This window comes from Arthrobacter sp. GW822-FHT05G07 (assembly GCF_058799755.1).
The window spans coordinates 124,661-139,818 of the sequence record NZ_JBXALT010000004.1 but is presented as its reverse complement, the minus strand read 5'-3'; the positions used below and the strand labels follow the sequence as shown (position 1 = coordinate 139,818).

Genomic DNA, 15,158 nt, shown 5'->3' with positions numbered 1-15,158 from the left:
GAGAGGGTTGCGGTCAAGCGCGCGGGAGGTGAGAGAGGGTTGCGGCTTAAGGGCGCGGGAGGTGAGAGAGGGTTGCGGTCAAGGGCGCGGGATGTGAGAGAGGGTGCGGCTTAAGGGCGCGGGAGGTGAGAGAGGGTTAGGTGTCGCGGGTCAGGATCCAGGTGTTGGTGCCGTCCTGACGCTCGAAAGTCACTGTGGTCACCAAAGCCTCGATCAGTGCCAGCCCGCGGCCGGACTCTGCGTCCGAGTCCGGCATGGAAGCCTGCATGTCGTTGGCAAATGGTTCGCGGGCGTTGAACGCACTGACCCTTGCCACCAGTCGGGTAGGCCGAACGCTGATGTCGACGTCGATCTCCACAGGTTTCTCCGCCACGGGAAGCGCGTGCTGCACGATGTTCGCCGCAGCTTCGATGACGGCCGTAGCGAAGGTCATCCGATCCATGTCCGGCACGAAGGAGGCATCGTCCCACAGGGCGTCCAGCTCGTTGTGGATGGCCTCGATAGCTTCCTCGTTGGACGGCCCATGGAAGCCCCGGCTGGCGATGACCTCAGTCATCGCCGAACGCAGCTTCTGCGGTGGGGTACGCCGTGAGTACCCTGTCCATGTTGGTCAGTTCCAGAACCATCTTGACCTGCGGCTGGACCCCGGCGATCCGGAGGTCGCCGCCTGCCTGCCGTGCGGCCTTGAGGCAACCGATCAGGGCGCCAAGCCCGGAGGAATCCATGAAGTCGGTTTCTGCCAGATTCACCACCACACGGCTGGAGCCACCGGCAACAACCTCGGCCACTACTTCGCGCAGCTTGGGAGCGGCCACCATGTTCAGCCGGCCCACGCCCTTCACCTCCGCGTAGGAGTCGTTGACCTCATAGCTAAACTGCATCTGCATTCCTCTCCTCGGGGCGCTCCGGCCCGACAACTTCGGGCACGAAACCTTTGTACAAAACTGCCTTGACCAGCACGCTCAGGACCACAAGGTCGAACGCAACCCACGCTACGTTTACCAGTGTGCCTAAGGGCTCGGACATTCCGGCAAGAAGCCGAATAAGGCCAACAATCAGCGCCACTGCCAGCAAAACGGCCACGATGATCTGCGGCCGGATCAGGCTCCAACTGGGCCCGCCGCTCTGCCGTGCCTTGGGGGTGACCGCGAACCCGAGGGGACGTCCGAACCAAACGTTCCGTGCCGCCGTCGTGCAGGCCTTGATCCACGTGGGGAACAGGGCAAGGCTGTACTGCTGTCCGCGCCAGGTGGGAATCCCATGCCCGGCCACCAGGAACAGCAATTGATTGACCACCATGAACGGGATGAAGCGGATGAAGAAGTCGGAGCTGATGCTGTTGACCGGCAGGATGCCGAGCGTCAGGTAGATGATGGGCGCCGCGAAATAGACCACGGCAGCGAAGCCGCTCAGGTACGTCCACATCGTGGAGAAGTACATGAGCCGTTGGCCCCACGTGAGCCGGCGCTGGACCAACGGGTTCTCGCGGAGGAGGACCTGCATGGTGCCCTGGGCCCAGCGGAGGCGCTGGGTCAGCATGGTTTTGACGTCCTCCGGGGCCAGCCCGTTGGCGAGGATTTCGTGGTGGTAAACGCTCTTCCAACCCAGGCCGTGCAGGCGCATCGCGGTGGCCATGTCCTCGGTGACGGAGATGGTGGCCAGCGGCATGATCGGTTGGGCTTCGTCGGTGCGTTCCACCGAGATGGCGTCCAGGACAGCGTGAACCGACTCGAGCGCACCCAGCGGGGACCAGTCGCGTCCGGACATGCGGTCGACGGCGTCAGTCGCCACAGTTGTCACGCCCGACTCGCCGACGTGGGCGAGTTCCATGGCTGCGATCTCTTCGAGGTCGGATTGGAGTGCCGAGAAGTCGGCGGCCACCAGGGTGCGGACGGCGTCGTCTACTTGGCGGCGAACCCGGTACGTGATTTCGCTAAGGGATGCCCCGGCTTCGAGCTCCTTCTGGGCCGATTCCGTGGCGGCTTCCACCTCGTTCAGCATTTGCTCCACGAGGGGGTTCTCGGCCTCGGGTGATCGCCGTGCCTTCTTGATGGCGGTGCGCGAGGCAGCGAGGGCTCGCCGGACACTCTTCTCGGTGGCTTTGACGTAGCCCACCAGGCCCAGTTGCATGAGGGCTTCCCGGCGGAGAATCGCATTGGACCCGCAGAAGAATGCAGCGTTCCAGCCGTCTTTGCCCTGCTGGATGGGGCCGTAGAACAGGGGAGCCTGGCTGCCGAGGGGGTCGTCGGCGGGGACGTTGATGAAGTACTGCGGGGTCTGGACCAACGCCACCTTGTCGTCGTTGAAGTAACCCAACGTCTTGTCCAGGATGTCCGGCTCGGGGATCTGGTCGGCGTCGAGAATCAACAGGTACTCGCCCGAGGTGACCATGAGCGCGTTGTTCAGGTTGCCCGCCTTGGCGTGCCGCGGCATGTCCGGTGTCCAGTCCGCGCCACGCGTGACGTAGCCAATCCCGTTCGATTCGGCGAGTTCGCGCATCTCGGGGCGATCGCCGTCGTCGAGGATCCAAGTGCTGTGCGGCCAGCGGATCTCCTTGGCCGCCAAGGCCGTAGTCATCACCAGGTCCAACGGCTCGTTGTAGGTGGTGATGAAGACGTCCACCGTTGCGTCGGCTGGGGGAGGGGGTGGCGGTTTCCGGAATTTGATGTTCCACACGGTCAGGCCGAACAACATGACATCGATCAGGCTGTACGTCTCGGCAATCACCAATGGAACAGCGATCCACCACGCTTCCCAGTTCAGCGAGGCCATCCAACGCCACGCTACGTAGTTGACGCCCAAAATGACCGTCAGCACCACGATCAGCCGGGTCCAGAAACGTGTCACAAATCCCCCCTTTTGCGGTTTACAGTCCTGCGTTTGGTTTTCGGCGTACGACGACGGCGGTCACGTCGTCTTCAGCAGTTGCCGCCGGTGCCAGCTCCAGCAGAGCGGCGCAGACATCGTCCGAGGTAGCGCCGCTGCGCGCCACTTTCTCCACGTTCCGCTGAAAGTCCTCCAAGGAATTGTGGGCGTCGAGCACGCCGTCGCTGACGATCACCAGCGAATCGCCAGGCTCCAGGTCCAGCTCAGAAGCGGGCCACTGTTGATCGTCCAGAATGCCGACGGGTGGTCCGGCTGAGACCAGCCTCCGCGCCGCCCCCTCAGCGGGAACGTGCAGCGCAAGCCCATGGCCGGCGTCGATATAGCTAAGTCTTCCCGAGGCGCTGTCCAGCCGCGCGTGGAACATGGTGACGAAGGAGCCGGACTGGTCCAGGTCGGAGGTAATGGTGGCGCTGGCGGATCCGAAGGCAGCGTCGATTGCAGGGGTGTCCGCTACTGAACGCATCACGGCGCGGACCGTTGCTGCGATGAGTGCGGCACCCATGCCCTTGCCCATGGCGTCCGCGAACGTGAAGTGCATGCCGTCGCGGGTCTGGTACCAGTCATAGAAGTCCCCACCAACGCTGCGCGAAGGGCGGAAGGCGCCAGCGACGTCGTAACCGCTGAGGCGGACCGTTTCGCGCGGCAGGAGGCTTTGCTGCACCACTGCGGCGCGGGCGAGTTCATCGCTCTGACCGGCGTCCTCGGCAGGTGCGGCAGGAGTCCGGGCGGCGCGGCGGAACAGGGCGCGGATGCGGGCTTGAAGTTCCTTGGGGCTGAACGGTTTGTTGATGTAATCGTCAGCGCCGGTGTCCAGGCCTGTGAGCCGGTCGATCTCGTCGGCCCGGGCGGTGAGCATCAGGATGTACGCGTCCGAGAATTCGCGGAGACGACGGCAGACTTCCATGCCATCGATGTCCGGGAGGTTGATGTCCAGCGTCACCAGTTCGGCGTTGGTTCTGCGGACAGCCTCGACGCCGGAGAGACCGTCAGGGGCTTCGGTCACCACAAAGTCGAGCTGCTCCAGTACGAGGACGAGGAGGCCGCGGATGTCAGCATCGTCTTCAACAACGACAGCGTGGCGCACGGGTGTGGGAGAGACCATGGCTCCATTAACTAATGCTGCTGGGTATTTGTCACGTTTAGTCACGACACATGAAACGCCCGCTCACAAATGTGGGCGGGCGTTACACGTTTTGTGCAGTTATGTGAGAGAGGGTTTCCCTCAAGCACGCGTGATGTGAGAGAGGGTTAGACGCCCAGCTCTTCCTTGAGCGCCTGGACGTGGCCCTGGGCGGACACCTGGTACTGGGTGAGCTTCACGGTGCCTTCGCCGTCGAGGACAACGGTGGAGCGGACCAGGCCTTCGACGATTTCGCCGTCAACCAGCTTCTCGCCCCAAGCGCCGTAGGCAAGGGCCACGGAGTGGTCTTCGTCAGAGAGCAGCGGGAAGGTCAGGGCGAACTCGCCGGTGAACTTTGCGAGGTCCTCCGGGCCGTCCGGGGAGATCCCGATAACGTCGTATCCCTTGCCCTGCAGGCTGGCGAGGTTGTCGCGGAAGTCGCAAGCCTCGGTGGTGCAGCCGGGGGTGGCTGCCTTCGGGTAGAAGTACACAATGACGTTGCGTCCGCGGTAATCGGACAGCGAGACCTTGGTGCCGTCGGCGTCGAGAAGCGCGAAATCAGGTGCTTGCGTTCCGACGAGGAGTTTCTGGGTCATAGCGATCCTTTACGTTTCACCGGCAAACAGCCGGCCTTCATTTCAAACAACAGCGGTCATGCACATTGCGGGGCGTTGATCTTTTACAACAGCGAACTTAGATGCTGTATTCCGCAGGTCCGCGCACTGTGGCATAGGGCCCTGGCACGAACTGGTAGCCGCCACCACGGACGGTGGCGACGGTGTGTCGGGCGGAGCCTAGCTTCCGCCGCACCCTTCCAACATAAACGTCGATCGAGCGAAATGCCGCGCCGGGGAGGTCAAATGACTCCAGAAAACGTTGCAATTCTTCACGACTGATGGCCCGGGAGCAGTTGACCACCAGGTAGCGCAGCAGCTTATATTCCATGCCAGTAAAGGAAACCGGCTCGCCATCCAGCAGCACTACTTCAGCGGCGAGGTCCACCGCAAGTTGGCTGCGGCGGCTCGCCAACGTTACGGGCTCGACGGCGGTGCTGTCGCCCTCTGCTGCGCGTCCCCCTCCGCCGGACATATCACCCTCGCGTGCGCTGGTGAATTGTCCGGATGAGGGTGAACCTCCCCGAGTGCGGGCCTCCAAACGCGCCTCCGCGAGGGCATCGGCGAGCGTTACGGTACTCGAAGAGCGGCCGTTGGTACCGGCGTCGGCGGCTTCCTGCGGAGTGCCGCCCCAGGAAGTGTCGCCGACGCCGGAGTGCTCTGCCCCGGTGGCGGGCCAGATACGGACTTCCGCATCCGGGGCAAGTTTCATTGCGCGGGCCAGCACAAGGCGTGCTGCCCGTTCCCAGACTTCAGGATCGATCTCGTCGCCCTCGGCCGGGTTGACCCAAAGGGCCAGCCCGTGCGCTGTCAGGCCGTTCCGATGATTCAAGCCGGCCCGCCGACCCGCGAGGCCGCGTGCTGCGGGTCCTCGCGACGGCGGTGGCCCGTAGGCATTGACTGCCATGACGGTTGACCTAAACGTTGCCGCGGCGGAGCAGCTTGCCGCCGGGGTTCTGGCCGTCGATGGGGGTTCCGCGCAGGTAGGTCTTGCGGACGACGCCGGCCAGCGGACGGCCGTCGTACGGCGTGATCGGGTTCTTGTGCTTGAGCTTGGTGACGTCTACAACGAAGGCTTCGTCCGGGGCGAAGATGGAGAAGTCCGCGTCGTAGCCCAGGGCGAGCTGGCCCTTGTTGTGCAGGCGTGCCAGGGCGGCGGGCTTCTCAGCCATCCACGAGACAACCTGTTCCAGCGGGATGCCGCGGTGACGGGCTTCGGTCCAGATGAGGGACAGGCCCAGCTGCAGCGAGGAGACGCCGCCCCAAGCAACAGCGAAGTCGCCGTTTTCCAGGTCCTTGAGGTCCAGCGTGGAGGGGGAGTGGTCCGAGACGATGCAGTCGATGGTGCCGTCCTGCAGGCCCTTCCAGAGGAGCTCGCGGTTGGAGGCCTCACGGATGGGCGGGCAGCACTTGTAGGCCGTGGCGCCGTCCGGGATTTCTTCGGCCATGAGCGTCAGGTAGTGAGGGCACGTCTCAACGGTGAGGTTGACGCCGTCGCGCTTTGCAGAGGCGATCATGGGCAGCGCGTCCGAGGAGGAGAGGTGCAGGATGTGGGCGCGGGCGCCGGTCCAGCGGGCACGTTCGATGACCTCGGCGATTGCCTTGTTCTCGGCGCCGCGGGGGCGGGAGGCCAGGAAGGTCTCGTAGTGGTCGCCGCCGGGGTGCGGGGCGCGGTCGATCGCGTGGGAGTCCTCGGCGTGCACGATCATGAGGGAATCGAAGGACTTGAGTTCCTTCATGTCCTCTTCCATCTCATCCGCGTCCAGGTGCGGGAACTCGTCCACGCCGGAGTGCAGGAGGAAGCACTTGAAACCGAAAACGCCTTCGTCGTGCAGCGGGCGGAGATCGCTCTTGTTGCCCGGGATGGCACCGCCCCAGAATCCGACGTCCACAAACGCCTGGTCCTTGGCGACCACGCGCTTCTGCTCCAGGCCGTCCACGGTGGTGGTGGGCGGGATGCTGTTCAACGGCATGTCGATGATGGTGGTCACGCCACCGGCAGCAGCGGCACGCGTGGCGGAGGCGAAGCCTTCCCACTCGGTGCGTCCGGGCTCGTTGACGTGGACGTGGGTGTCCACCAGGCCGGGGATGAGGGTTTCGTCGTCCGCGAGTTCAATGACCTCGTTGCCCGTGAGGCCATTGCCCAGGGGTTCGATGGCGACGATGATGCCATCGCGGATGCCGACTTCGCGGGCTGCGATACCGGCGGTGGTCAGGATGCGCTGGCCCCGGATAACGAGGTCATAGGCGCCGATTGCTTCAGACATTGAGGTACTCCTTGTTTTCGGTCCGTTCCGCCAGGTACACGCCTATGTGCTTACCTAATTGTTCAAGCAACGGACCTGCTTCAGCGATACATTTTTGGACATCTTTTTCCAGATCGGTCAGTGCATGGACCGTGTGGAAGCCGGCATCCGTGAGTTGTTCCCGGCTCAGGGTACTCCTGCCGCACACTGCGATCACGGGAACCCCGTTCCTTTGTGCCGCCCGCGAGACTCCCATGGGAGTCTTGCCGAGCAGGCTTTGCTCGTCCAGGCTGCCTTCTCCGGTGATCACCAGGTCGGCGCCCTTGAGCCGCTGCTCGAGTTCAGTGAATTCAAGCACGACGTCGATGCCCGGCCGCCGCTCTGCCTTCAGTGCCGCGATGGCAATGTAGCCAACGCCGCCTGCCGCTCCGGCACCTTCGGCTTTGGCCGCAAACTTGGCGTGCTGCCCGGTTGTGGCTGCGAGGACGTCGACAAAGTGGCTCAGCGCCGCGTCCAGCGAGGTGACGTCGTCCGGCGTCGCGCCCTTCTGCGGACCGAAGATGGCTGGGGCTCCGCTGGTCCCCAAAAGGGGATTGTCGACGTCGGACGCCAACACGAACTCCGTGGCCTCAACGCGGACGTCGAAGTTGGAGAAGTCGATGGTGTCCAGCTGTGCCAAAGCGGCACCGCCGCCGGGGAGCTCGTTGCCGTTCTTGTCCAGGAAGACGGCGCCGAGGCCCTGCAGGACTCCTGCGCCGGCGTCGGTGTTGGCGCTGCCGCCCACACCCAGGATGATCTTGCGGCAGCCGAGGTCCAGCGCGGCGCGGATGAGTTCGCCCGTGCCGATGCTGGTGGCTGTCTTGGCCGCCTCGGACGTGGGGCCGTCCGGGAGGAGGGCGAGACCGGAAGCTGCCGCCATTTCGATGACAGCTTCCTGGTCCCGCACCGCGAAGTCGGCCTTCACCGGCTCGCCGAGCGGGCCGGTGACGGTGGTGGTCCGGCGGGTGAAGCCGGAGCCGATGGCGGCGTCGATGGTTCCTTCGCCGCCGTCGGCCACCGGAATGCGTGTTGCTTGAATACCGTGGCCGAACCCCGCCAGCAGTCCTGTTGCCAGGTGCTCGGCGACGTCGGGCGCGGACAGCGAGCCCTTGAATTTGTCCGGGGCGATGACAACACGCATTCCGGTGCCTCCTTCCTTTACTTACTTACGCTTTGGTCAGGATCGCGGTGGGTGCGTCCGCCGCGGTTTCTGCCAACTCTTCGAACTCGTTCACGCCGCTGATCTCAACGCCCATGGAGATGTTGGTGATCTTTTCCAGGATCACTTCAACAACCACGGGAACCTTGAACTCGCCCATCAGTGCCTTGGCCTTATCGAAAGCGGCAGGCAGATCGTTGGGGTCCTCAACGCGGATGGCCTTGACGCCCAAGCCCTCGGCAACCTTGATGTGGTCCACGCCGTAGCCGTTGGTCTCCGGGGAGTTGATGTTCTCGAAGGCCAGGGAAACGTTCTGTTCCATGTTGAAGCCACGCTGGCTCTGACGGATCAGGCCCAGGTAGCTGTTGTTCACCACAACGTGGATGTACGGCAGGTTGAACTGTGCGCCAACGGCCAGTTCCTCGATCATGAACTGGAAGTCGTAGTCACCGGACAGGGCAACAACGGTGGCGTCCGGGGTTCCACGAACAACGCCCAAGGCGGCGGGACCGGTCCAACCCAGCGGGCCGGCCTGGCCAGCGTTGATCCACTTGCGGGCACCGAACACGTGCAGCATCTGTGCGCCGGCGATCTGCGAGAGGCCAATGGTGGACACGTAGGTGGTGTCGCGGCCGAAGGCCTTGTTCATCTCCTGGTAAACGCGCTGCGGCTTGATGGGCACGTTGTCGAAGTTGGTCTTGCGGTGCAGGGAGCCCTTGCGCTCCTGGCACTCGGCAACCCAACCTGAGTAGTCCGGCAGTGTCTTGGCAGCCTGGCGTTCGCGAGCCAGCTCCAACAGACCGTCCAGCGCCGCACCGGCGTCGGACGCGATGCCCAAGTCCGGCGAGAAAACGCGACCGATCTGAGTCGGCTCAATGTCGATGTGCACGAACTTACGGCCAGCCGTGTAGGTATCCAGGCCACCGGTGTGGCGGTTGGCCCAACGGTTGCCGATGCCGATCACGAAGTCGCTCTGCAGGAACGTCTCGTTGCCGTAGCGGTGCGAGGTCTGCAGGCCAACCATGCCGGCCATCAGCTGGTGGTCGTCGGGGATGGCACCCCAGCCCATCAGCGTGGGGATAACGGGAACGTTCAGGATCTCGGCCAGCTCAACCAACTGGGCCGAAGCGCCGGCGTTGATGATGCCGCCACCGGCAACGATCAGCGGGTGCTGGGATGCGGTCAGTAGGTCCAAAGCCTTTTCCAGCTGCTTGCGGGAAGCCTTGGGCTTCTCCACCGGCAGGGGCTCGTAGGCGTCGATGTCGAATTCGATCTCGGCCATCTGAACGTCGATGGGCAGGTCCAGCAGGACCGGGCCCGGGCGACCCGAGCGCATCAGCTGGAACGCCTTCTGGAAAGCACCGGGAACCTGGCCCGGCTCCAGGATGGTCATGGCGAACTTGGTCAACGGCTTGGCGATGGACTCAATGTCCACAGCCTGGAAGTCTTCCTTGTGCAGCTTGGCAACGGGTGCCTGGCCGGTGATGCAGAGCATGGGGATGGAATCCGCCCATGCTGCGTACAGGCCGGTGATCATGTCCGTGCCAGCGGGGCCCGACGTGCCGATGCAGATGCCGATGTTGCCATCAGCTGCGCGGCTGTAGCCGTCGGCCATGTGGCTGGCGCCTTCAACGTGGCGGGCCAGCGTGTGGCGGATGCCGCCGTGGGCACGCATTGCCGAATAGAAGGGGTTGATCGCTGCGCCTGGCAGGCCGAAAGCCTCGGTGGCGCCTTCCTTTTCCAGGATGGCGACTGCCGCGTCAACGGTGCGCATCTTAGCCATGGTGTACTCCTTGTTTATTGCCCTGTCGGGCGAAGTCTGTGGTGTTTTTGGGTGTGGTGAGGGAGCCGCCGTCGTTTAAGTACGACGGCGGGTTCCCTGCTTTGTGTTGCTTGTTGCCTTTGGGCTTACTTACGGCCGCTGAGCTGGAGGACCTGCTTGAAGAGGCCCGAGTGGTCGAGGCCGCCGTCGCCCTGGTTGACGGTTGCGGCGACGAGCTGGGCGACGACTGCGCCGAGCGGGACGGAGACGTTGGCTTCGCGGGCTGCGGAGGTGACGATGCCGAGGTCCTTGTGGTGGAGGGCCAGGCGGAAGCCGGGGTCGAAGTTGCGGTCCAGCATCTTCTGACCCTTCTGATCGAGGACCTTGGAGCCGGCCAAGCCGCCGCCGAGGACCTTCAGAGCTGCGTCGGTGTCTACGCCGTAGGCCTCAAGGAAGGCGATGGCCTCGCCGAGGACCTGGATGTTGACGGCCACGATCAGCTGGTTGGCTGCCTTGACGGTCTGGCCGGAGCCGGACGGGCCGACGTGGACGATGGTCTTGCCCACTGCGTTGAGGACATCCTGCGCTGCCTCGAAGTCTGCAGCTTCGCCGCCGACCATGATGGACAGGACGGCGTCGATTGCGCCCTGCTCGCCACCGGATACGGGAGCGTCAAGCGGGCGGATGCCTGCTGCTACTGCGTCGTCCGAGAGGCGCTTGGCGACGTCCGGGCGGATGCTGGAAGCATCGATCCAGAGGGTGCCCTTCTTCGCATTGGCGAAGACGCCGTCCTTGCCGCTGACTACACCCTCAACATCGGGGGAGTCCGGGACCATAGTGATAACGACGTCGGCGTCCTTGACTGCGTCCGCGATGCTGGTGGCACCCTGGCCACCCTCGGAGACGAGCTTATCGATCTTGTCCTGGCTGCGGTTGAAACCGGTGACCGTGTGGCCGGCCTTGACGAGGTTGATGGCCATGGGGAGGCCCATGATTCCGAGGCCGATGACTGCAACGTTGCTCATTGTGGTTCTCTTTCTGAAAGTCTTTTTAGCTCAGGTGTGCTGGATGGCGGGTCAGTCGCTTTGGAGGGTGCCGCCGTCGTTTGGGCCCACGCCCGCCGGGTTCCCTGGCCGAGCTTGCGAGGCTAGGGAGCGGGTGGGGACTAGTTGGCGTTGGCGCGCTGGCGGATGGCCCAGCTGAAAGCCGATTCCTGCGGTTCCTTGTACTCGAGGCCGATGTAGCCGTCGTAGCCGAGTTCGCGGCTGCGGGCGATCCATTCGCCGAGGGGCAGCGTGCCGGTTCCGGGAGCTCCGCGGCCGGGGTTGTCGGCGATCTGGATGTGGCCGAAGTCCTTGGCGTGGTTCTCGATGACGGATTCGACGTCGTCGCCGTTGACTGCCAAGTGGTAGAAGTCGGCGAGGAGCTTGATGTTCTGTGCGCCGGATTCTGCCTTGACGCGGGCGATGACCTTGAGTGCGTCTTCGGCGGTGAGGAGCGGGTACTTGGGTGCGCCGCTGACCGGTTCGAGGAGGACGGTGCCGCCGATGCGGGCGACGCCTTCAGCTGCTGCGGCGAGGTTCTTTGCCGCGAGTTCGTCCTGCTCTTCCGGGGTGAACTCGTCCTGGCGGTTGCCATAGAGGGCGTTGAAGGCCTTGCAGCCCAGGCGCTCACCGATGCCGGCTACGACGTCGATGTTGTCCTTGAACTCGGAGCAACGTCCCTTCCAGGACACCAGGCCGCGGTCGCCGCCGGGCATGTTGCCGGCGTTGAAGTTCAGGCCGGTGAGCTGAACGCCGGCGTCCTTGATGGCTGTTTCAAACTCGGTTACTTGTGCGTCGCTGGGGACGGAGGTCTCGAAGGGCCACCAGAACTCGACGGCGTCAAAACCGGCTGCCTTCGCGGCGGCGGGGCGCTCGAGCAAGGGCAGCTCCGTCAGGAGGATGGAGCAGTTCACTGTGTACGTCATCGTAGGTCCTTCCGAGGAGGGGCTTTGATCTACCTTCCGTTGCTTGGCTGCTGCCTTGGTATCTGGCTTCAGTTTCCGCTTTGTGGAATTTAGATTCTGCTTTATGAAAAGTTTAGGGAAGGTGGGGGTGGGAGTCAAGGGGCGACAAGGCTCATGAATAGTGCTCGCGAAACGGGGTGCGTGCCTCATTTGGGAAATGCTCGCGAAATCACGGGCCCTGTGGGCACGGCGGCGACGATGAGGGACGGACCTGTCGATGGCAACGCGTAGGGAAATCACGAAGAAGTATGCAGCCGATTATGCGAAGTCTTCAAAGACCGCCAAGGGATTGGTTCCGGACGAACTGGTCGCCGTCACGGGCTGGTCCAAGGCCAATGCCTGGAGGGAGCTTCCACTGCACGCAAGCCAAGGGCCCTGCGAGGGTGGCGGTACGGAAGCCTCGGGGGGCGGACGTATTGCTATGACACGCTCGAGGTCCTGATCGGTGTATGGCGGCACGCCAGATGCCCTCGGTACATATTGTGGCTGCGACCACGAGGGCTACCCGAGCGAAATGTCTGGTGCATCCGACATCAAGAGGCTGCCCGAAGCCCGGCAGAGACGCGGACAACCCCAGAGGCTCTCCTCGACGAAGATCTGGCCGCTGCTGCGTGATTCGATCGCGGTGCGTAAAAAACCGGGCACCGAATCAGGTCCGGGCCTCATTGTTGCGGACTTGGTCGCCCATCGCGGCCCGACTTTGGCCGGAGAGTGTGCAAGAACCAGGATTCACAAATTTCCAGCGACGAACGTAGAAGGCCGATCTTTGATTATCAATGTAAAGAAAAATGAATGCGACGAAATTTTATGGACCAAAGGCATTGACAATTTCCTCTATAATGCTTCGCATCCCACTCCAATCGCCGTCCAATGGTATTCCAGGCGTTGCTTCTAGTTTCTGCAATTGACGTTTGGCTTTCAACTCGAATTTCTTCCCGAGTTCACTCTTGAAGTCTACAACACCTTGATAAGTTCGCTCCTTCTGGATATAGGCCGTCCAGCGAACAGGGGGGCGTTCCCCGGCAATTAGAAGAACATCGCTACCGAAGTACATTTCGATCGACCCAGCTCGTCCGTTTACATCCAGTTCGATGATGTTTCCGTCAACGTCATATGTCGGGTAAGAACGTAGAGACTCAAGTTCTGGATAGTGGATGACTCTCACGCTTTCTGGTAGACCATCCTCAAACTTCTGACTGAGAGCCTCCCTCGCAGCGGCATCATTGTCAGCAATTGCTACAATTCGATTGGGTATCCCGGCGGCCACGAGAGCTTTAACGCTCTTGACGAGTCCTGGGGCTCCGCTGTCCGGTTTGAAATCGAAGTCCATGAATCTAACGAAACCAATAAGATGCGGATGGGTCACCTTGATGGATTCCGTGAGGGCGCGGACGTCGGTGCTGCCCTCGGTAAGACGAGTAGAGGCAAGGATGTTGCCATGTCCTCCTGCTGCTCCACGTGAACGGACGTTGCAAGATTACTCGGCATGGCGTAGCAGCATGTGTCGTTCTTCAAACCAGTAAGGTCTAGTTCCACGCAGGTATCGTCGGGCACCAGGTCCAGCACCAGCCGCAAGTGCTGCTTATGACTTATTGACGAAAATACTCGGGGGTCCTCGTAAGATTTCGGAAAGGAAAATCCGTCGACTGCGCTAAGTTCCCAACTTAAGTAGTTTTTGGCTCGTGCCAGGACGTCTTCGACATTCAGCGGCTCATCGGGGAACTCATCAGGCTCAACTACTTCCTCGGAACTAGAGGGTCCATCTCCTTTTGCAGCGTGCTTGACGGCGTATTCAAGCTGAGACATGGCGGCTTGGGATGTCACTCCTAGAACTGTCAACCGTTGGCGGATCCTATCGGCCCGCGAAGCATAGCCATAGAATGAATATGCATCATTTTCAGGATCAAAGTCCTTCCGAAAATCTTCTTCTACGAAGAGTGATGCGATGTCAGAGATATAACCCAGTTGAACAACAAAGATTGAAGAATTACCGATATTGAGCGAAGAAGTTGCAGGCATGCTCTTCATTATGCCTGGTGAAACCCACTTTGCGCACTGCGACGATAAGGGATGCATCTCAGTAGACGTCGAAACGGCCAAACACTCGCAAGTGCTCAACGAGCACTTGCGCCATGTCGGTTTGGGCCAAAAGGGGAAAGGTGCGCAATACGTCTTCGACCTCAGAAAGTGGATCATCCGCGAGATACTGGAAACAAATAAGAAGCCGAACGGCGGCTTGCAGCCGCCCTTGTTCCACAGCAGAACGGATGGCCATCGGTAGCTTTGTATATAAGTTGAGGGTCTACTAGAAATATTGACCATAGGCTCTGCCCGACGCCACCTCGCTGCCAATCAGAGCCCTCGCTGTCAAGAGTTTCGACAGCGTGCACCAGTTCCATAAGTTCGTGGGCCGTCCATCGGAATGAAGCTCGAACCATGTTTCCAACGAAAGGGGAAATCCAGTTCTCTTTAGTCCAAAGGATGTCCGGATGTGCAGTTGCATGCGCCAGAACGTTGATCGCGCAGTACAAACTACGTCCGGATAGAGAGGTGAGCACTCTACGCAGGAGGATCAGCGGACGCTGATCATGGCGTCCCAGAGTCCAACAGTTGAACACGCCTTGGAGTCGGGACTCATCATCGGTGTCGACCAACAGCAAGTATGCAGAGCCCGATGTGGCGGCAAGGTAAGCCTCTGTTCTAGAGATGAATGAATCAAAGCTAGTGTCGTCCAGCACGTCATCAACGACAATTTCTGTCGATCTGTCGTCCTGCTCTGTGACTCTGAAACCGGAGCGGCGGGTTAGCACACGACTCCGGGACACTTCAGTTAGATTGATCCATCGAATAATCCCAGTTTCCGGGTCGTGCACCATCCCGATAATTGGGACCGTGGACATTCGCCAATAAGACCAGTCCGCCTTTGATGCGGGGATGACCCGCCGGCCGTGCCGGTGAAAGGACTTTCCTCCCTTCACCTGAACACCGACGATGCCGCCGGTAATTTCAGAGTCGCGAGTCAGGTCAACATTCAAGTCTCGTCCGTAGTCGCTTCGTCCGTCTACTTCATCAACCACGAGGCCGTGACCCTCAAGGAGGGTTCTAACAGCATTGATACCGCCACGTTCGGGGCGATATTGATACCGCCACGTTCGGGGCGATGCCCGATACGCAGTAGCTTCCTTGTGGGTCGGCTGTTGGTCACCAGAAGACCATAATCGAAAGGAGGCGACTTCAGCGGATCCCGTGCAATGGCGAACTCTCTTCAGTGACGGTGGGTAGCGAGCAACAAGCTTCAACGTCTCCGGGATCTAGTCTGGTGTT

14 protein-coding genes and 1 pseudogene are annotated in these 15,158 nt (G+C 61.8%); all 15 read right to left on the bottom strand.

Annotation, left to right across the window (positions count from 1 at the left end; translation table 11 throughout):
• Window positions 1-136 precede the first annotated feature (136 nt).
• The 15 genes and pseudogenes from AC1RJY_RS07935 to AC1RJY_RS07865 all read right to left on the bottom strand — a co-directional run bounded on the left by AC1RJY_RS07935 (window position 137) and on the right by AC1RJY_RS07865 (window position 15,133).
• Complete coding sequence (locus AC1RJY_RS07935; RefSeq protein ID WP_014922803.1) at window positions 137-556, bottom strand: ATP-binding protein; 420 nt, start codon at window positions 554-556, stop codon at window positions 137-139.
• Entirely contained in the window at window positions 549-881 is a 333-nt protein-coding gene (locus AC1RJY_RS07930; protein WP_014922802.1) for an STAS domain-containing protein, read from the bottom strand. Before AC1RJY_RS07930 ends, AC1RJY_RS07935 begins: the two co-directional genes overlap by 8 nt.
• The gene (locus AC1RJY_RS07925; RefSeq protein WP_210065875.1) at window positions 871-2,847 is read right to left on the bottom strand and encodes a glycosyltransferase family 2 protein; all 1,977 of its coding nucleotides are present in this window, start codon (window positions 2,845-2,847) and stop codon (window positions 871-873) included. Before AC1RJY_RS07925 ends, AC1RJY_RS07930 begins: the two co-directional genes overlap by 11 nt.
• A gap of 19 nt (window positions 2,848-2,866) precedes the next feature.
• A complete protein-coding gene (locus AC1RJY_RS07920) occupies window positions 2,867-3,988 on the bottom strand; it encodes a PP2C family protein-serine/threonine phosphatase (protein WP_210065877.1) in 1,122 nt (373 codons plus the stop codon).
• A gap of 146 nt (window positions 3,989-4,134) precedes the next feature.
• A complete protein-coding gene (gene bcp / locus AC1RJY_RS07915; protein WP_011776131.1) occupies window positions 4,135-4,602 on the bottom strand; it encodes a thioredoxin-dependent thiol peroxidase in 468 nt (155 codons plus the stop codon).
• 97 nt (window positions 4,603-4,699) lie between these two features.
• Complete coding sequence (locus tag AC1RJY_RS07910; RefSeq protein WP_210065878.1) at window positions 4,700-5,527, bottom strand: winged helix-turn-helix domain-containing protein; 828 nt, start codon at window positions 5,525-5,527, stop codon at window positions 4,700-4,702.
• A 10-nt stretch (window positions 5,528-5,537) separates the two neighbouring features.
• Complete coding sequence (gene allB / locus AC1RJY_RS07905; RefSeq protein WP_014922798.1) at window positions 5,538-6,887, bottom strand: allantoinase AllB; 1,350 nt, start codon at window positions 6,885-6,887, stop codon at window positions 5,538-5,540.
• Complete coding sequence (locus AC1RJY_RS07900) at window positions 6,880-8,046, bottom strand: glycerate kinase (protein WP_498602064.1); 1,167 nt, start codon at window positions 8,044-8,046, stop codon at window positions 6,880-6,882. Before AC1RJY_RS07900 ends, allB begins: the two co-directional genes overlap by 8 nt.
• Before the next feature lie 25 nt (window positions 8,047-8,071).
• Window positions 8,072-9,847 (bottom strand): glyoxylate carboligase, encoded by a 1,776-nt coding sequence (gene gcl, locus AC1RJY_RS07895; RefSeq protein WP_498602063.1) that lies wholly within the window; start codon window positions 9,845-9,847, stop codon window positions 8,072-8,074.
• 125 nt (window positions 9,848-9,972) lie between these two features.
• Window positions 9,973-10,869 (bottom strand): annotated as a pseudogene (locus tag AC1RJY_RS07890) (2-hydroxy-3-oxopropionate reductase); the annotation flags it as partial.
• 122 nt (window positions 10,870-10,991) lie between these two features.
• Window positions 10,992-11,795 carry a hydroxypyruvate isomerase family protein gene (locus AC1RJY_RS07885; protein ID WP_024818157.1) on the bottom strand — a complete coding sequence of 268 codons (804 nt, stop codon included), beginning with the start codon at window positions 11,793-11,795 and terminating at the stop codon, window positions 10,992-10,994.
• 844 nt (window positions 11,796-12,639) lie between these two features.
• Window positions 12,640-13,164, bottom strand: coding sequence for a hypothetical protein (locus AC1RJY_RS07880; protein WP_498602062.1), 525 nt, complete (start codon window positions 13,162-13,164; stop codon window positions 12,640-12,642).
• 32 nt (window positions 13,165-13,196) lie between these two features.
• A complete protein-coding gene (locus tag AC1RJY_RS07875; RefSeq protein ID WP_498602061.1) occupies window positions 13,197-13,853 on the bottom strand; it encodes a HEPN/Toprim-associated domain-containing protein in 657 nt (218 codons plus the stop codon).
• Window positions 13,854-13,911: 58 nt separating this feature from the next.
• Window positions 13,912-14,109, bottom strand: coding sequence for a hypothetical protein (locus AC1RJY_RS07870; RefSeq protein ID WP_498602182.1), 198 nt, complete (start codon window positions 14,107-14,109; stop codon window positions 13,912-13,914).
• Window positions 14,027-15,133, bottom strand: coding sequence for a DUF4365 domain-containing protein (locus AC1RJY_RS07865; RefSeq protein WP_498602060.1), 1,107 nt, complete (start codon window positions 15,131-15,133; stop codon window positions 14,027-14,029). Before AC1RJY_RS07865 ends, AC1RJY_RS07870 begins: the two co-directional genes overlap by 83 nt.
• Window positions 15,134-15,158: the final 25 nt, after the last annotated feature.